Genomic DNA, 17576 nt, shown 5'->3' on the forward strand with positions numbered 1-17576 from the left:
CAGCGATGAGTTCAGATGCGCGGCACCTCGTTGAGCGTCCGGCCGTTCAGCGGCTGCACGGGACGGGCGTCACCCGCCGGGAACAGCGCCTGGAACCGGGCGATCGACGCGGCCGACACGGTCTGCTCGGCCGTGAGGTACCACTCGACACCCTCGGTGAACGGCGCCGTGGTGAGCGAACCGGTGTAGTGCAGCGTGTGGTGGCTCGCGGGGAGCAACCGGTTGAGGTCGATCGGTGCGATGTCCACCGGCTCACCGCACTCCGGCGACAACGCCGACAGGACGGTGTCGACGGCCGAGCGTCCACCGGCCCGCAGCGGGACGCCGACGACGAGCAGCCTGCCCTCGGCGCTGCGGTGCACCAGGTGCATCTCCAGCGGGTAGCGCCGGCCGGAGAACTGGTGCTCCGACGGCGTGTGGAAGTGGAACTGCACGAGGTCGTACCTCGTACCGGCGACGGTGACGTGACCGGCACCCGGCTCGACCCCCGCCTCCTCGGTCTCCTCGTGGTCGCGGACCGCACAGCCGTCCGCCTTGTCCGCGTCCTTGCGGACGTACTTCAACTCCAGCGCGGAGTGCCCGTAGGTCACGTCGAGCTTGAGCGCGTGCGGGTCGAGCCGGATCGCGCCGGGCGTGACGTTGACGGGACTCTGCCTCGGTGTCCCCGACTCGGCCGGGCCCGCCGCGAAGAACGACGTGGCGAGCACCAGCGGCAGGAGAGCCGGAAGGGACCGTTTCAGGTTCATCGCGCCACAATTCACCCGATCGAGTGAAATGAGGAAGTGGAGTGTGTTCGCGCTCTCATTGAGAAGTCTTTCGTTTTGGCACAAAAATCGGACTTAACCCCCAATACGGGAGCATAACCGCAGGTGAACCGCTTCAGAAAGGCGCGGCAAACAATACAAAAGTCGGAATTCAAGAACTTCGGAGTTCCCGTTTACGAACGCCCGTTTCGTTCCGATCGGGAGCAATTACCCAATGATCACTATCGCCTACGACCGAACCAACGTCGACCGACTTTCTTTCAGTCAGCACTGAATCACTGAGCACATCGCTGTGGAGCGAGGCGACCGGCTGGTCCCACCAGTACGCGCGCCGGGTCAGGGTGCGCTCTCGCGGGTGGCCGAGGCGTGCAGCGCGGGCACCACGTGCCGCAGCCGGTGCGGCGTGGCCGCACGCCATCAGTCCATCACCGGAACTCGTGCACCACTTCGATCTCGCCGACGATGTGCTCGTTGAACTCGGCCAGCTCCTCCGCGGGCACCCACAGCTCCAGGATCGTGCGCCCACCGGCCTGCTGCACCGGGTACCGCCGCAGGAAGCCGGTCTCGACGTGAAACCGGGTCACGTACCCGCACGGGGTAGAAGATCGGCTGGTCGGGCAGGCGCGGCGGCCAGGCGCGCCAGCCGGACTCCCGGACGAGCTCCAGCTCCTCGGGTCCGGTCGGCCGCCACAGCGCAGTCGTGTTCTCACCGGTGGACACCACCCACGGCGGCACCGCGCCTCATCGGGTTCTCGGCAGGCGGACAGGTGTCCGCATCGTGCTCACCCCCACCGGGCACTACCCGCCGGCGCGGCAGTCGCCTGCCGGCCCCACCCGCAACCACCACGCGGCCAAGGCGCGCGCCTGTGCGGGAACACGGGTGTCGGCGTGCATCTCGCGGAGCAGGCACCGGTGCGCGTCCGTGCCGATGCTGTACACGAGACCGCGCAGGATGTCGTCGTCGAGCGGGGACGGCCGGTTCCGGAACAGCGCCGTCTGCGTCGCGACGATCGCCCGCCACACACCCTCGTCGAGCCGGCCGGGGCTGTGCGTGGAAGCCCATGCGGCGGCATGCCTGTTGCGGGCCGAGAGCGCGGGGTCGAGCAGCAGGGCGCGCACCAGGACGCGGTGGGTCGGCGCGCCCAGCTTGTTGAGCAGTCCCAAGCCCCGTTCGACCAGCAGCTCGTCGCGCAGGTCCCCTGCGGCGAGCCAGTCGGTGACCGCGGTGGCGAGCGGTTCCCGATAGGGCGTCGCGGTGATCAACGCGGTGGCGTAGAGCCGTGCGTCGGGGTTCTGGCGGAACATGGCCTCACCGACGAGCTCGGCCAGCACCTCGTCCACGCCGGGCTCCGCGGCCGCCGATCGGGCCTGGGCGGTGAGCGCGAGGTGGGCGCTGACCCGGTTGTCCACCACGGGCTCGGGGGTGCCGCGCAGTCGCAGCACGTGGCCGAGCTCCACGGCCATCGGGGTGACCAGCGGGTGGTCGTGCCCCTCGGCCAGCAGTGCGGTGGCCAGGTGCCGGAGCTCTGCGGTCTCGGTCACCGTGAAGTGCCCGCGCCGCACTTTGGCCACGGCCGCGAGCAACGCGCCGTGCAACGCCCGGACGCCGTCCGGGTCGCGCAGCTGGGCGAGCACGTACCGGCTCGCGCTCGGAAGAACGCTGTTGTCCAGCAACGAGATCGGCTCGATGCACACCGGCGTCGCCCGGTCGTCCGCCATGCCGGTGCAGATGTCGAGGGCGTGCGGTGCGCTCGCCCGGTGTTCGAGCAGTCGGCTCATGGCCTCCTGGCGGACGAGCCACTCCGTCTGCTCCGCGATCACCAGTTCTCCCAGCAGGTTCTCGGCGATCGCGGCCCACAGGCGTGGCGGGTGCAGCAGCAGGTCCGGCCGGGCGGCGACCGCGCGGGTCAGGTCCCGCCAGTCCGTTCCCTCCATCGCGCCGGGGACGCACGCCCGGTCGAGGAGCTCGTGCAGTGCCGCGTCCGGCAGGTCACCACCTTCGGTGGTCGGCTGCTCGTCGTTCAGGAACCAGCGCGCTGCCTCGTTCGCCACGGTGAGCATCCGACCGGGAACCTGCAGAAGAGCTTCGTACCGGTGCAGGACCGTGCCGGCGGCGAAGGACTCGCCCTTCTCCCACCGGGTGATCTGCGACGGCGACAGCGCGCTTTTCCCGTCGGCGCGGAAAGCCCTGGCGAAGCTCCTCGCGGATCGGAACTCGTCCCGGCGGCCGAGAATTCTGTTCGTCCGCAGGAGCCACGCCTGTCTTCGTCGCGTGCGCCTACCGATCATTTCCGCAGTGTTGCACGGAAAATGCGTTCCACTCGGGGGAATCCGCCGGAAGACGCCGTGCCACCGGCCGGATCGCACCGGTGGCACGGCAGCGGCGAGATCAGCAGTGGCCCACCGACGGCTGGTGTGACACCACGCCCGAGCTCAGGTAGCCGACGTTCGCGCAGTAGGTCGCCTTGAACCACCGGTTGGACCCGAAACCGTTGGGACCACCGTCGATCCAGCAGTTGATGTCCACCCACTGGTCGTGGATCGTGACGATGAGTGCCGCGCCCAGGTTGGGGTCTTTGCGCAGGTTGCCCTCGTCGACGTACCCGCGCGCGGCGAGCGCCCCCGCGTCCGGGGTCGCCGACGCGACGCCCGCCGTGCCGCCGAGCAGTGCCGTCACCAGCAACGCCGAACCCAGCAGTTTTCCGATCATGTGTCCTCCCTCGTCCGGGCTTTGTCCGCCCGAGAACAAGTTATGAGGACCGCACGCCGGGAATGCCGACCGTTGCACGACAATTTCACCGTGCAACAGCAGCACTGGACAAAATCAAGTCACAAAAGGCAAACAGAGGACAGGTTCAGGACGTCACCTCAGCCGCGCATGCCCGCCGCCACCGGCTCGCCGAGCTCGTGTCCCAGCATCTCCTGCACCGCCACCGCGATCCGCTCCGACGGCGACCCGGTCCCGTACGGTGACGGGATCTCCCGCAGCGCCGCGCGGTGGGCCGGCACGTCGTCGAGCCACCGCAGCACCGACGTGCCGATGCGCGGGCCCGGCGGCACGAGCGTGCCGAACGTGCCCTCGATCTCCGGGCGCTCGGTGCTGCGCCGCACCACGACCACGGGTCGCTTGAGGACGCTGACCTCCTCCTGGATGCCGCCGGAGTCCGACACGACGACCGCGGCGCCCTGGGCGAGGGCGAGGAACGCGCGGTACGGCTGCGGTTCCACGACGCGCAGCGCGGGCAGCAGGCCGTCGAGGCCGAACGCGCCGATGCGCTGCGCGGTGCGCGGGTGCAGGGGCAGGACGACCGGCAGCGGCAGGCGGCCCAGCTCGCGCAGGACGGTCTCCAGGTTCGCGGCGTCGTCGACGTTCTCCGGGCGGTGGACCGTGGCCAGGACGTACCGGTCGCGCGTCACGCCGGCGGTGGCCAGCGCGGTGCGTTCCTCCTCCGGCGACGGGAGTGCGTGGGCGAGGGCCTCGACGACGGTGTTGCCGGTGACGACGACCCGGCTGTCGGCCACGCCCTCGGCCAGCAGGTTGTGGCGGTTCAACGGGGTCGGGGCGCAGCACAGGTCGGAGAGGTGGTCGATGAGCACCCGGTTGTGCTCCTCGGGCATCGCGCGGTCGTAGCTGCGCAGGCCCGCCTCGACGTGCACGAGCGGCACGTCGCAGGCGTTGGCCGCCAACGCACCCGCCAGCGCGGAGGTCGTGTCGCCCTGCACCACCACGGCCGCGGGGCGCTGGCCGGCGAGCACCTCGTCGACGGCGGAGACCGCGCGGCCCAGCTGGTCACCGCGGCGCAGGCCGCCGAGGCACAGCTCGTGGAAGGCGCCCGGCTCCGGCACGTCCCGCCGGATCTGGGAGTACATCGAGCGGTCGTAGTGCTGACCGGTGTAGATCATGGTGCACGCGCTGCCGAGGTGGTCGACCAGTGGTGCCAGTTTGATCAGCTCTGGCCTGGTGCCGCACACGATCGTCACGGTGTTCGTTTCCCGCACGGCGGCAAAGTACTTCATCGATCTTGAAGAACTCGCCTCGTTCACCCGAAAGCGTTGCTTGGCGTATCGCTCGAAAGTGTTGCGGCACAGGGGTGTCTATTGTCGGCCCCCGTTCAGTGGCGTAACGCGTCTTCGCCGAAACCAACGGAGAGTCCTTCGTGTCCGGTCATCTGGCCCTTGCGGTGTCGACTGTGCTGTACGGGCTGGGGATAGTCGCCCAGACCGTCGCGGCGCGCAGGGCGGACCAGCGCGAGGGCACCGGCGTCGGGCTGCTCGCGCGGCTCGCCTCCGACCGCCTGTACCTGCTGGGGTTCACCGGTCAGGTGGGCGGGTTCCTGTTCGCGTTCCTGGCCCGTGCGGAGCTGCCGCTGTACCTGGTGCAGGCCGGGTCGTCGTGCGCGGTGGGGCTCGCGACGGTGATCGGCGTGCTGGCGCTGCGGTGGCGCATCCGGGCCGTGGAGGTCGCGGTGCTGGTGGTCATGGCGTGCGGCCTGCTCCTGCTCACGGGTGCGGCGGCGCCGTCGACGGCCCGCGAGCTCCCCCTGCTGCCCAGCGTCGTCGTGCTCGGCCTGCTCACGGTGGTGGTGCTGCCGCTGGCCCGCACGTGGAAGGCCGCGACGCCGGTGCTGGCCGGGCTCGCGTTCGCCGTGGTGGCGGTGGCGGCGCGGACCGTGGCCGGCAAGCCGGTGCTCGACGTGGTGCTGCACCCGTTGACGTGGGTGATGGTGCTGGCGGCGTTCGTGGGGCAGGCGTGCCTGGCGACGGCGTTGCAACGCGGTTCGGCCACGTCCGCGGTGGCCTCGATGGACGCCACGACCGTGGTGCTCGGCTCCGTCGCCGGGCTCGCGCTCATGGGCGACCGGATCGCGCCGGGCCGGGAGTGGTGGGTCGGGTTCGGCGTGCTGCTGGTCGTCAGCGGTGTGCTGGTGCTCGGGTCCGCGGCCCGTCCGGCGCCCGCGCTGGTCGGGGCCGAGCGGTGAAGCCCGTCGCCAGCGTGTCGCTGGACCTCGACAACCTCTGGGCGTACCTCAAGACCCACGGCGACCCGCGCTGGGAGCAGCGGCCCAGCTTCCTGCCCTCCGCGGTGCCGCGCCTGCTCGACGTCTTCGGTGAGCAACGCCTGACCACCACCGTGTTCGTGGTCGGCGCGGACGCGGAACGCGAGGACGGCGCCGCGGCGGTCGCGGCGATCACGGCGGCGGGACACGAGGTCGCGAACCACTCCTTCCGGCACGAACCCTGGCTGCACCGCTACTCCCCCTCCGAGCTGGAGGCCGAGGTCGTGCGCGCGGAGGACGCGATCACGGCCGCCGGGGCACCGCGCCCGGTCGGCTTCCGCGGCCCCGGCTACAGCGTCACGCCGCAGCTGCTCGACCTGCTCGCCCGCCGCGGCTACCACTACGACGCGAGCGTGCTGCCCACGTGGATCGGGCCGCTGGCGCGGGCGTACCACAACCGCACGGCGGGCTCGACCGACGGCGGCGCCGACCTGTTCGGCGGCTTCGGCCGGGTCAGGGCGCCGAACAAGGCCTACCGGTGGCGCGACGGGCTCGTCGAGCTGCCGGTGACGACGATGCCGTTGCTGCGCGTGCCGATCCACGGCGCGTACCTGTTGCAGCTGCACCAGCTCTCGCCACGGCTGACGCGCGGCTACTTCCGCACCGCGCTGCGGTTGTGCCGTGCCCGCGGTGTGTCCCCGTCGTTGCTGCTGCACCCGACCGACGTGCTGACCGCCGCCGAGGCGCCGGGCATGGAGTTCTTCCCCGGCATGGCGGTGCCCGGCAGCGAGAAGGTCGCCCTGCTCGACTGGGTGCTGGCGTTGCTGCGCGAGCACTTCGACGTGGTGGGCACGGGTGAGCACGTCGCGCGCGTCGCGGCGACCGGGCTGCGGGAACGTGACCCGGTCGCATGCTGACCGTGCTGCTGCGGGTCCTGGCGTGCGGGACGGTGGCGCTCGCGCCGGTGGAGGGCTACCTGCTGCGGGTGCACGACCAGTCGGCCAAGGTGGTGCCCGCCGCGCTGATCGGCGTCTGGCTGGTCTCGCTGGTGCGCGACCGGCGGCTGCCCGCACCGCACCCGCTGCACCTGCTGCTCGCGTTGCTGGCGGTGGTGCTGCTGGCGACGTCGGCGGTGCACGCGGCGGAGCCGTTCACGTTCGAGTACCTGGTGCGGTGGGCGCCTTTCCTGGTGGTCGCGGTGGTGCTCGCGGACGTCGCGGCGCGCGCGGTGCCGGTCAGGGAGCTGCTCGCCGCGGTCGTGGCCGGTGCGGTGGTGGCGGCGGCCGGCGGGCTGCTCAGCGTCGTGGGCGGCGAACTGCGGGCGACCGGGCCGCTGGAGGACCCCAACGACCTCGCGTTCTTCCTCGTGGCGGCGCTGCCGTTGCTGGTGGCGCTGCCGGCGGGGGGCCGGTTCCGGTTCGTGCCGCTCGTGCTGGGCGCGGTGCTCGCGGCCGGTGCGCTGGCGACGTTCTCCCGCGGTGGCGGCATCGCACTGGCCTGCGCGCTGGCGTGGCTGGTGCTGCGGCGGGTGCTGCCGGTGCGCGCGGTCGTGGTCACCGCTGCCGTGACCGGCCTGGCGGCGCTGGTGTTCGCGCAGGTGGCGCACGCCGAGCTGGACCGGGCGTTGCAGGAGAAGAGCCACATCGCGGGCACGAACGCCGACACGCGGGTGCTGCGCTGGCAGGCGGCGGCGCGGATGCTCGCCGACGAGCCGGTGCTCGGCGTCGGACCCGGCGGGTTCCGCCAGCACTACGCGGCCGCGTCGCACAACGCGGAGATCGACGAGCAGACACCGGTGGCGCACAACCTCTTCCTCGAAGTGGCGGCCGAGCTGGGCCTGCCCGGGTTCGCGTTGCTCATCGCGGTGATCGCCGCCGGGTTCGTCGCGGCGGAACGCGCGGTGCGGCTCGGCGCGGACCGGCGGCAGGTCGTGGCGGTGCAGGCGGCGCTGATCGCGGTGCTGGTCGCGTCGGTCTTCCTGTCCGAGCAGTACTACCTGCCGCTGTGGTCGCTGGTGGCGATCGCGGTGGCGCTGCAACAACGGGCTCGGGAGGGTCGATGCGCGTTCTCCACGTGATCAGCGAGATGGGCGCGGGCGGCGCGGAGGCGCTCGTGGCCGGGATGGCGGCGGCCGGACCGGACGTCGGCTGGGAGTCGGCGGTCGCGACCGCGGGCGGGTTCCGGGTGGCGGCGCTGCGCGACGCCGGTGTGCCGGTGTTCGACGTGCCACTGGCACGCCGGTCGGCCCTGGGCGTGGTGCGGGCGGCGTGGGCGGTCTCGGCGGCGGTGCGGCGGTTCCGGCCGGAGGTCGTGCTGGCGCACAACGTGTCCGCGAGCCTGGTGGCCCGGCTCGGTGCGCCGCGGACGCCGGTGGTGACGGTGTTCCACGGCGTGGCCGAGGCGGACGTCGCCGGTGCCGTGCGGGTGCTGCGGCGGGTGTCGGACCGGGTCGTCGCGGTGGCGGCGGCGTCGGCGGACCGGTTGCGCGCGGCCGGACTCGCCTCCGAGGTGGTCCCGAACGCGGTGTTCCCGTCGGCACCGGTCCACGACCGCGCCACCGTGCGTGCCGCGCTGGGCACCGCGCCGGACGTGCCGGTCGCCCTGTGCCCGGCCCGGCTGGAGCCGCAGAAGCGCCACGACGTGCTGCTCGACGCGTGGGCGTCGGTGGGCGGCGCGGCGGAGCTGTGGCTGGCCGGTGACGGCAGCCTGCGCGCCGAGCTGGAGGAGCACGCAGAGCGCGTCGGCGGCCGGGTGCGGTTCCTCGGCACCCGCACCGACGTGCGCGACCTGCTCGAAGCCGCCGACGTCACCGTGCTGACCAGCGACTGGGAGGGCATGCCGATCGCGCTGCTCGAGTCGCTGGCCGCGGGCCGCCCGGTGGTGGCGTCCGATGTGGACGGTGTGCGGGAGGTGCTGTCCGGCGGTGGCGGGGTCCTGGTGCCACGCCGCAGCCCGGCCGCGACCGCGAAGGCGCTGCGCGACCTGCTGCACTCCCCCCTCGCCCGCGAGGTCGCCACCGCGCGCGACGGGTCCGGTGACGCGCACGCGTTGATGAAGTCCTACGACGAGCTGCTTCGCACCGTGCTGGAGGCACGAAGAAGATGAGGGTTCCCCGAGCTGTTGTTGAAGGCGTGCTGGCCGCAGTCGTGGTCGGCGCACTCGTGTTCCTCGCCGTCGCCCTGCGCGACGGCGAGAGCGAGGGCAGGCTCGCCCTGCTCGCCACACCGTCCACTCCGGACAGCGCGCAGTTCGGCGAGGTCACCTCCCTGGCCACCCCCGCCGTCGTCCAGCTGGTCCGCAGCCCCTCCGTGCTGGACGCCGCGGCGCGCACGGCCGGTCTGCCCGCCGACCGCCTGGCCGGCGCGATCGCCGTCGAGCTGGTGCCCGCCTCCGGCGTCGTTCGCGTCTCGGTGCGCGCGGCGTCCCCGGAGCAGGCGGCGAAGGCGGTGTCGGCGGTCGCGCAGGCCGTGGTCGACGCGGACCTGCTGGCCCCCGCCGCCCGCTTCCGGCTGGTGGACCCGCGCCCGGAGACGACGGCGGTCACCCCGGACCTGCGGCTGGCCACGGGCCTGGCGCTGGTCGCCGCGGTGGTCGCGGGTGCCGCCGCGGCCGCGGTGCGGCGGTTGCGCGGAACCGGGAGCGTGGTGCGGCAGGTGCTCAGCACCGCCGGCGTGCGGCACCCGGTGGTGGTCGCGCACGACGGCGAGCCTGGTTTGACCGAACGTCTGACGGCGCTGTGCGTGGCGGCCGCACGGCCGGTGCGGGTGGTGCCGGTGGGCCCTGACCTGACCGCGCGCGCCGAGGAGCTGGCGCGCGCGTTGCCGGACAAGGCCTCCGAGCCCGCCGACGGCACGGCGGTGATCGCGGTGGCGGCGAACGACCGGATGCGCCGCGACGACCTCGCGACGGCGCTGGCGGTGCTGCCGGCGTCGGCCGTGGTGGTGGCGGTGGTGCTGGCGTGATGACGGTTCTGCGTCCGGGCCGCGCACCGGCCGTTCCGGCAGCCGGTGGTCGCGGCGCGGACCCGACGAAGCTGCCCGTGCACGCACCGGAGAACCCGGACGAGCCTCCCGGTCCCGGTGCGCGAGCGGGCCGGTTCGACACCCCTTCCACCACGGCGGTGCCCCAGTGATCACCACCACCAACCGGTCCGGCCTCGCCAGGACCGTCCTCGTCGCCCTGGTCGCACTGGCCGGCACAGCGAGCGCCGTCCGCGCACTCAGGCCCGCCTGGGAGGTCCCGCTCCCCACCGAGGCGAACCTGCCCGAAGAGCGCATGCAGGACTTCCGCGACGCGCTCTACTTCCCGATCCGGGAGTTCCTCGCCGGCGGCAACCCGTACGACCCGGCGGTGATGTTCGCGCACTGGCCGGTGCGGCAGAACTTCAACCTCTACCAGCCGTACCACCTGGTGCTGCACCTGCCGTTCGCGTTGCCGGACTACCGGGTCGGCGCGGTGGCGTTCGCGCTGGCGTGCCTGGTGCTGCTGGTCGGCCTCGCCGTCATGGCCGCCGGTCACGCCAGGCTCCCGCTGGTCGCGGGCACCGCGGTGGTCGCCACGCTGCTGGTCACGAGCCAGGTCGGCAAGGCGCAGATGTACGTCGGGCAGGTCAACCCGCTGATCGCCGTCGGCGCGGCCGGGGTGTTGCTGCTGCGCCGCTCCCACCCGTGCTGGGCCGCGGCGGCGCTCGCGCTGGCCTGGTTGAAGCCGCAGTTCGGGTTGCCGCTGGCACTGCTGGTGTTCGTGCGCGGGGACAGGAGGGTCGCGCTCACCGGTACCGCGGTCGCCGCCGCCGCCAGCCTTCCGGTCGCCACGCTCCTCGTGCTGCGGGACGGGCTCGGCGGGTTCCTCGACATCATCCAGCGCAACCTCGCGTGGGCCGGCAGCACCGGGTACGGCGCCGTCGACTCCGTGACGGCGCAACGGATCGACCTGCCGGCGGTGTTCTTCCGCACCACGGGCTGGCTGCCGCCGGCGGCGGAGCTGGTCGCGCTCTGCGGGGTCCTCGCCGTCACGGCGGTGCTGGCGCGCAGGCTCGACCGGCGCGCGGACGGGGGTGCGGCAGCGGACGTGCTGACGTGCCTGGGGACCGTCGTCGCACTGGTGCACCAGCCCGGTGACGTGCTCATCGCGGTTCCCGCGCTCGTCGCGCTCGCGGTCGTGTGCTGGCGGCGCAGGCAGGAGGCGCACTGGCGGTGGGCAGGGGCGGCGGCGCTGCTGCTCGCCGTGCCGTTCGCGCACCTGCACTTCGTCGACACCGCGGTCAGGGCCGCGCTCGGGGCACGGGCCGCCGTCACGCTCGACGGGGTCGCGGTGGTGGCCGCGTGGCTGGTGCTCGCGGTGTTCGCGGTCAGGCACACCCGGCGCGCGGCATGACCGACGTGGCGGTGCGGGGCTCGCTGTGGCTCTTCGCGGTCAACCTGGTGAGCAAGAGCAGCCAGGTCGTCGTCACGCTGGCGCTGGCACTGTTCTTCAGCGAGGCGGAGCTGGGTGCGGTCGCGCTGGTCGTGTCGGTCGTCAACGTCGGTCAGGTGGTCCAGTCGATGGGCGTCTACGACATCATCAGCCGCACCGGACGCGACCCGCTCCTGACCGCGGGCACGGTGCTGACGATGAGCGTCGCGGCCGGGGCCGTCCTCGCCGTCACCGTCGTCGCCGCGGCCGACCCGATCGCCCGTGCGCTCGGCGCTCCGGAGGCGATCGGGATGCTGCGGCTCGCGGCGCTCACGCTGCCGTTCACGGCTGCGGGCGGTGTGCAGATGGCGTTGATGCACCGCGACCTCGACTTCCGCCGCCGCATGCTGCCGGACGCGGGGAGCATGCTGCTGGGCGCCGCGGTGACGGTCGCGCTGGCGGCACGGGGCACCGGGCCGAGCGCGTTCGTCCTCGGCCTGCTGTGCACCGCCGTCGCGCAACCCGTCCTCGCGGCCGTCGCCGGTGCCCGCATCCGGCCGGTCTGGGACGGCGCGGCGGCACGGGAGGCCGCGGGCTGGCTGGCGGTCGTGGGGCCCGGCGCGCTGATCGCCGTGCTGCTGGTCAACGTCGACTACCTCGCGATCGGGCACGTGCTCGGTCAGGAGGCGGTCGGCGGGTACTCGCTCGCGTTCCGGATCGCCTGGGTGCCCTACATCGTGGTCGCGGTCGTGCTCGGCGGGGTGCTGTTCCCGATCTGCGCCGCGAAGGTCCGGAGTGGACGGTCCGGTGAGCTGCCGGAGGAGCTGCACCGGTTCACGACGGCGACGCTGGTGGTCACCGGTGGCCTCTACGTCGTGGTCGCCCTGAGCGCCGACGCGATCACGCTGCTCGGTGCGCAGTGGGCGGACGCCGCCGCGATCCTCGTCCTGCTCTGCGGCTACGGCCTCGGCCTCGGCCTGCTGCACGTCTGGTACCAGGTGGTCAGGGCCGCCGGGCACGCCCACCAGTACCTCGCCCTCGAAGCCGCCCACCTCGTCACGCTGGTGACCGCGCTGGCCTTCACCACCCCGCACGGCCCGCAGGCCGTCGCCGTCACCCAGGTCGCCACGGTGTGGCTGCTGGTCCCCGCGACGTGGCTGGTGCTGCACCGCAACGGCCTCGCGGCCCCGCTCCCCCGGCTGGCCCGCACGGCCGCCGCGGCCGTCGCCGGCGCGCTCGTGAGCTTCGCGCTCAGCACCGTCCTGCCGGCCCCGGCGAGCGTCGCGGGCCTCGCCGCCACCGCCACCGCGCTGCTCGCCGGCTACTGCGCGGTGGTGCTGCCGTTGACCCGCACCGTCCTCATCGGACTCAAGGAGCGCACGTGAAGGTCGTCCACGTGACGCAGCCGGTCGAGGCCGGGGTCGCCGCCGTGGTGCTGGAGCTCGCCCGCGCCCAGCGCGACCGCGGCTGGGACGTCGGGATCGCCTGTCCCCCAGCCGGTTGGCTGGCCGACCAAGCCCACGCACACGGCATCCCGGTCCACTCGTGGCAGGCGACGCGACTGCCGGGTCCCGGTACCGCGCGGGAGCTGGTGTCCCTGCGCCGCACGCTCGACCGGCTCCGGCCGGACGCCGTCCACCTGCACAGCTCCAAGGCCGGGCTGGCCAGGCTGGTGCTGCGCGGCCGCGTCCCCACGCTGTTCCAGCCGCACCTGTGGTCCTTCCAGGTCGCCGGCGGGCTGCTGCGCACCGCGTGCCGCCGCTGGGAGGGGCTGGCGTCGCGCTGGACGGACCTCCTCGTCTGCGTCAGCGACGACGAGCTCGCCGCCGGTCGTGCCGCCGGGGTCACCGCACCGGCCGAGGTCGTGTGCAACGGCGTCGACACGCGGCGGCTGCACCCGCGCCACCACGACCACGACGTCCCGACCGCCGTGTGCGTCGGGCGCATCGCCCACCAGAAGGGGCAGGACCTGCTGCTGCGGGCCTGGCCGGAGGTGCTGCGGTCCGTTCCGGACGCCCGGTTGCTGCTCGTCGGCGACGGCCCGATGGCCGCCGGTCTGCGGGCCGCGCACCACCACCCGTCGGTGCACTGGCACGGCCACCGCGCCGTGGTCGCCGACTTCTACACCGAGGCCGACGTCGTCGTACTGCCCTCCCGTGCCGAGGGCATGGCCCTGGTGCCGCTGGAGGCCATGGCCTGCGGGCGTTCCGTCGTCGCGTTCGACGTCGAGGGTGTGCGGCAGAGCCTCGGTGACGCCGGGGAGGTCGTGCCCGCCGGGGACGTGGACGCACTGGCGCACGCGATCGCCCTGCGCCTCACCGACCGCGAGCTCGCCGCCGCGGAGGGGAAACGCGGCCGGGTCCGCGCCGAGAACCTGTTCGACCGCGAGCGCATGACCGACCGGATCGTGACGCTCACCGAGAAGCTGCTGTCCGGGAGAGGACGAGGATGACACGGATCGCCTACCTGCTCACACAGGACAGCGGTGGCCCGGTGGACGTGACGGTCCGGCTGGCCGCCGCGCTCGCCGGGTCCGGTGACGCGGAGGTCAGGGTGTTCGGCCCCCGGCCGCGGCGCGGCGCCGAGCTGGTCGACCCGCACTTCGAGGAGATCCTGGTCCCCAGCAAGGGGGACGTGCGCGCCGCACGGCAGGCGCGCGCCGCGATCAAGGCGTGGCGGCCGGACGTGGTGCACGCGCAGGACCGGCGGTCCGGGCTGGTGAGCGCGGGCCTCGCGACGGCGGGCACCAAGATCGTGCACACCTACCACGGGGTGCCCGACGACGTGGACGAGTCGTGGTTCCGGTGCGTGCGGGGCTCGACGCCGCCGTCGCACTACACCCGCGCCGTGCTCGCCGGTGACGCCGCGGTCGCGCGGGTCGTGCACCGGACGGTGGTGCCGGCCAGGGAGATGGGCCGGTTCCTGCGCGAACGCCTGTACGTGCCCCCGCACCGCATGACCCACATCGACAACTGCGTCGACGTCGGTGAGGCGCACCCGCCGACGGCACCGGTGCGCAGGCTGATCTTCGTGGGGCTGCTGGTGGAGCGCAAGGGGCTGCTGACCCTGCTCGACGCGCTGGAGACCACCATGCCCGCCGACGCCACGCTCACGGTCGTCGGCGACGGTCCACAACGGACCCAGGCGGAGGGCCGGGTGACCCGGCGGGGGTTGCAGGACCGGGTGCGGTTCCTCGGTTTCCGCACGGACGTCCCCGACCTGCTGCGCGAGCACGACGCGCTGGTGCTGCCGTCCACGATGGAGCAGCAGCCGCTCGTCGTCGCCGAGGCGATGGCCGCGGGCAAGCCGGTGGTGGCCACGGACACCGGTGGTGTGGCGGACATGCTGGGCATCCCCGCCGTCGAGTGCCCGCGTCCCGGTGACGTGACCGCGTTGCAGCAGCGGCTCACCGAGCTGTTCGCCGACCCGGAGCCCGGCCGCACCGGCCAGGCCCTGGCCGCCAGGGCGCGCGAGCGGTTCACCGCCGAGGTGTGCGCCCGCCGCCACCTGGAGCTCTACCGCGGGCTCACCGCTTCTGCGCGTTGACGTAGACCGCCGCGTCCGCCGGAGGCAGGTCGATCTCCGGCGGCACCGGCTCGCCCCGCAGCGTCGCGAGGCCTTGCGGCGGGGTCATCCGCACCGCGGCCTTGGTCGGGTTCACCGCCACCCAGCCGTTGCTGAACCGGCGGGTCCACGCCCCGCTGGGCAACCGGTTCGCCGCCTCGACCGCCTCCCCCAGCCGCGCGTCCTGGTAGATCGACCAGTACGGGCTCTTGTAGCTGGGATCGGCCTGCGTCCAGCACGTGTGCGGGCTCGCGAGCAACGCGGCCGAGGCGTACCCGACGCGTTCCTCCTGGTCCGACTTCGTGTGCGTGATCAGCAGCAGCCACGACTCGCCGAGCGCGGCCTGGGCGCGCTGTTCCTTGAACTGGTTGCCCTTGAACGTGATCAGCTCGCCGGCGCCGTTGTCGCCGCGCAGGCCGAAGTTCTCCTCCATCGCACCGGCGTACCGGGAGTGCGCCGACCAGCGGCCGGGTGTCAGCTGCGACTCCGAGACGTTGGGCACCAGCATCTTCCCCGACTTCTCCAGCGCGGTGCCGGCGAGGTCGAGCAGACCGTCCAGGCCCTCGCGCAGCAACCGGTCAGTGGCCGCGGTGTCGGCCGTGCCCGCGATCACCGCGGGCGAGTAGTACCGCAGCGAGCTGAAGTCGTTGTCGGCCAGCACGCCGTCCCAGCCTTCGCGGGTCACCTCGGCGACGACCGCGTTCACCCAGGCCTGCTGGTACTCCCTGTTCCACACCGCCATCTGCCAGTGCTTGGGGTACCCGGCCCACTCGATGCGCTTGCCCGCCGTGTCGACCGCGAACCACGCGGGGTGCTGCTGCTGGGCGGCGTAGTACCCGATGCCGGTGGGCAGGTACTTGGAGTCGCGGTCGCCCTCCACCGCGCCGGGGTAGTTGCGGGTGCTGGCGAAGTCCTTGTAGACCAGCACCTTGATCTTCGGGTTGAGGTCGTGGAGGCGGCGCATGGCCGAGGTCTCCCACGCGTTGAGCACCACGACGTCGTAGTGCTTGGCCGCCTCGCGGATCTCCCAGGCGGCCGGCGAGTCGCCGATGCCGTACCACCAGGCGCACGGCGCGACCGGTTTCGGCGGCGGGCCGGTCGTGATCGGGTCGCTCGCCGCGGTCACCGAACAGGCCGTCGAGAACAGCACCAGCACAAGTGCGGTGAATCGGCGCATCAGCGATTTTTCCGGCAACACAACTCACCCGCCGTCATCAGTAGAATCCTCAGGTCGAGCCACAGCGACCAATTCGCGATGTAGTAGTTGTCGTATCGAGACCTGTCGGCGATCGAGGTGTCACCCCTCAACCCGTGAACCTGGGCAAGACCGGTGAGACCGGTCGGGACGCGGTGGCGCGCCCAATATAGCTCGTGAATGGCGGAGAACTCGCGAACGAAACCGGGACGCTCCGGGCGCGGCCCCACGACGCACATGTCGCCGCGCAGGACGTTCCACAGCTGGGGCAGCTCGTCGAGCGAGGTGCGGCGCAGGAACCGGCCGACCGGCCCGACCCGGGAGTCGCCCTCGACGGACCAGCGGACCTGGGAGTCGTCCTCACCGGACTGGCGGACGCTGCGGATCTTGTAGAGGACGAACGTCCGGTCGTCCATCCCCACCCTGACCTGCCGGAAGAACAGCGGGCGACCGCTTTCGACCAGCACGGCGAGCGCGCACAGGCCGATCACCGGGGACAGCACGACGAGCGCCACCGCGGCCAGCACGAGGTCGAGGACGCGCTTGACCCACCAGGTCGGGCGCCTGGTCGGGGACGTGCCCAGCCGCATCAGCGGGTAGCTGCGCAGCCGCTCGATGCCGGGGCCGTCGGGGTGCAGCTCGTACATCCGCGGCACCACGAGCGTGGAGCAGCCCAGCCGGTGGGCGGTGATGGCGGCCTCGACCAGGCGGGACTCGCGGGTGTGCGAGAACGCGAGGACGACCGTGCCCGCCCGCAGCCGCACGACGGCCTCCGCGAGGTCGCCGTCGATCACCTCCAGCGGCGGTCGCTGCTGGTCGGGGTCGGGACCCGCGTCGGCGAACGCGACCGGGCGCAGGCCGAACTGGGGGTGCTCCAGCATGGTCCTGGCGAGGTTCACGCCGACCGAGCCCGCGCCGACGATGATCGTGCGGTCGCAGCGGTCGAACCGCCGCCGGCACCACCGGCCGAACGCGAACACGCACCACCGCACCGGCTCGATGACCAGCGCGTACGTCATCATCGCCCACTGCGCGGCGCTGATGTCGGCCGCCGGTGCGGCACCGAGCAGACCGGCGCAGGTGAGCAGCGCGAAGGCCAGCGCCGTGCTCGCGGCGGAGCGGGGCAGGTCCTGCAGCCACGACAGCCACAGCCGCCTGCGGTAGAGCCGCCAGCCCGCCCTGATGCCCAGCACGGTCGCCGCGATGGCGGCGGTCCAGCGCCAGTCGACGCCGCGGTGCACGCACACCGCCGCCAGTGCCGTGCTGTCGGCCAGCACGAGCAGCACGGCCACCGCGTTCACCCGGCTGAGCAGGTCCCGCGAGCGGCGGCGGGGCGTTGCGGCCCGCCCCAGGGGCGGCCTTCCGCGGTCAGCCGGCCGGACCTCGTCCGCCTGCGGTGGTGCGGCGGGAACGGCCACCGCCGAGAGTCGCCTCATGGAAGATCATCCGATCGATGGAGAGTGGACGGCACAGCGACACGAAAGAGTTAACGAGGGGCTTAAGTTCAGCTCTTCGGGTATCAAATTTCCCTCTTCGGTGTGCTGAGCGAATGCAATTGGTGAGCTTTCGGCGTACTACTGCCCTGGTCTACGCCAGGGGCGTCTCAAAAGCTTTAGCACGTCGTGTCAATAATTCATGGCACCAACCGCGAGCCACCGAAGT

At 72.8% G+C, this 17576-nt stretch carries 17 protein-coding genes; 10 read left to right on the top strand and 7 right to left on the bottom strand.

Annotated features, from left to right (window positions below):
* Positions 1-11: 11 nt before the first annotated feature.
* The 5 genes from ACVDFE_RS32585 to wecB all read right to left on the bottom strand — a co-directional run bounded on the left by ACVDFE_RS32585 (position 12) and on the right by wecB (position 4763).
* The gene (locus ACVDFE_RS32585; protein WP_458433207.1) at positions 12-746 is read right to left on the bottom strand and encodes a carbonic anhydrase family protein; all 735 of its coding nucleotides are present in this window, start codon (positions 744-746) and stop codon (positions 12-14) included.
* A gap of 443 nt (positions 747-1189) precedes the next feature.
* The gene (locus ACVDFE_RS32590; protein ID WP_458433208.1) at positions 1190-1348 is read right to left on the bottom strand and encodes a hypothetical protein; all 159 of its coding nucleotides are present in this window, start codon (positions 1346-1348) and stop codon (positions 1190-1192) included.
* A 214-nt stretch (positions 1349-1562) separates the two neighbouring features.
* Positions 1563-3053, bottom strand: a complete 1491-nt coding sequence (locus tag ACVDFE_RS32595) for a hypothetical protein (protein WP_458433209.1) — start codon at positions 3051-3053, stop codon at positions 1563-1565.
* A gap of 100 nt (positions 3054-3153) precedes the next feature.
* On the bottom strand, positions 3154-3474 hold the full coding sequence (locus ACVDFE_RS32600) for a hypothetical protein (RefSeq protein WP_360387580.1): 321 nt from the start codon (positions 3472-3474) through the stop codon (positions 3154-3156).
* A gap of 158 nt (positions 3475-3632) precedes the next feature.
* Complete coding sequence (wecB, locus tag ACVDFE_RS32605) at positions 3633-4763, bottom strand: non-hydrolyzing UDP-N-acetylglucosamine 2-epimerase (RefSeq protein WP_458433210.1); 1131 nt, start codon at positions 4761-4763, stop codon at positions 3633-3635.
* A gap of 158 nt (positions 4764-4921) precedes the next feature.
* Here wecB and ACVDFE_RS32610 point away from each other — a divergent pair, with 158 nt between their 5' ends.
* The 10 genes from ACVDFE_RS32610 to ACVDFE_RS32655 are packed head-to-tail and all read left to right on the top strand — an operon-like array spanning position 4922 to position 14701.
* Complete coding sequence (locus ACVDFE_RS32610; RefSeq protein WP_458433211.1) at positions 4922-5743, top strand: hypothetical protein; 822 nt, start codon at positions 4922-4924, stop codon at positions 5741-5743.
* Positions 5740-6678 carry a polysaccharide deacetylase family protein gene (locus tag ACVDFE_RS32615; RefSeq protein WP_458433213.1) on the top strand — a complete coding sequence of 313 codons (939 nt, stop codon included), beginning with the start codon at positions 5740-5742 and terminating at the stop codon, positions 6676-6678. Before ACVDFE_RS32610 ends, ACVDFE_RS32615 begins: the two co-directional genes overlap by 4 nt.
* On the top strand, positions 6672-7838 hold the full coding sequence (locus ACVDFE_RS32620) for an O-antigen ligase family protein (protein WP_458433214.1): 1167 nt from the start codon (positions 6672-6674) through the stop codon (positions 7836-7838). The genes ACVDFE_RS32615 and ACVDFE_RS32620 overlap by 7 nt, the downstream gene beginning before the upstream one ends.
* Complete coding sequence (locus tag ACVDFE_RS32625) at positions 7820-8866, top strand: glycosyltransferase (protein WP_458433216.1); 1047 nt, start codon at positions 7820-7822, stop codon at positions 8864-8866. The genes ACVDFE_RS32620 and ACVDFE_RS32625 overlap by 19 nt, the downstream gene beginning before the upstream one ends.
* 26 nt (positions 8867-8892) lie before the next feature.
* Positions 8893-9723, top strand: coding sequence for a hypothetical protein (locus tag ACVDFE_RS32630; protein ID WP_458433218.1), 831 nt, complete (start codon positions 8893-8895; stop codon positions 9721-9723).
* A complete protein-coding gene (locus ACVDFE_RS32635; RefSeq protein ID WP_360387559.1) occupies positions 9723-9893 on the top strand; it encodes a hypothetical protein in 171 nt (56 codons plus the stop codon). The genes ACVDFE_RS32630 and ACVDFE_RS32635 overlap by 1 nt, the downstream gene beginning before the upstream one ends.
* The gene (locus tag ACVDFE_RS32640) at positions 9890-11137 is read left to right on the top strand and encodes a glycosyltransferase family 87 protein (protein WP_458433219.1); all 1248 of its coding nucleotides are present in this window, start codon (positions 9890-9892) and stop codon (positions 11135-11137) included. Before ACVDFE_RS32635 ends, ACVDFE_RS32640 begins: the two co-directional genes overlap by 4 nt.
* A complete protein-coding gene (locus ACVDFE_RS32645; protein WP_458433220.1) occupies positions 11086-12540 on the top strand; it encodes an oligosaccharide flippase family protein in 1455 nt (484 codons plus the stop codon). The genes ACVDFE_RS32640 and ACVDFE_RS32645 overlap by 52 nt, the downstream gene beginning before the upstream one ends.
* Complete coding sequence (locus tag ACVDFE_RS32650; protein WP_360387550.1) at positions 12537-13607, top strand: glycosyltransferase; 1071 nt, start codon at positions 12537-12539, stop codon at positions 13605-13607. Before ACVDFE_RS32645 ends, ACVDFE_RS32650 begins: the two co-directional genes overlap by 4 nt.
* Positions 13604-14701: a glycosyltransferase family 4 protein gene (locus tag ACVDFE_RS32655; protein ID WP_360387547.1), complete on the top strand. Its 1098-nt coding sequence runs from the start codon at positions 13604-13606 to the stop codon at positions 14699-14701. Before ACVDFE_RS32650 ends, ACVDFE_RS32655 begins: the two co-directional genes overlap by 4 nt.
* Here ACVDFE_RS32655 and ACVDFE_RS32660 read toward each other — a convergent pair.
* Positions 14682-15896: a putative glycoside hydrolase family 15 protein gene (locus ACVDFE_RS32660; protein WP_360387545.1), complete on the bottom strand. Its 1215-nt coding sequence runs from the start codon at positions 15894-15896 to the stop codon at positions 14682-14684. The genes ACVDFE_RS32655 and ACVDFE_RS32660 overlap by 20 nt on opposite strands.
* Positions 15896-17350, bottom strand: a complete 1455-nt coding sequence (locus tag ACVDFE_RS32665; protein ID WP_360387542.1) for a sugar transferase — start codon at positions 17348-17350, stop codon at positions 15896-15898. The genes ACVDFE_RS32660 and ACVDFE_RS32665 overlap by 1 nt, the downstream gene beginning before the upstream one ends.
* Positions 17351-17576: the final 226 nt, after the last annotated feature.

The organism is Lentzea chajnantorensis (assembly GCF_054300775.1).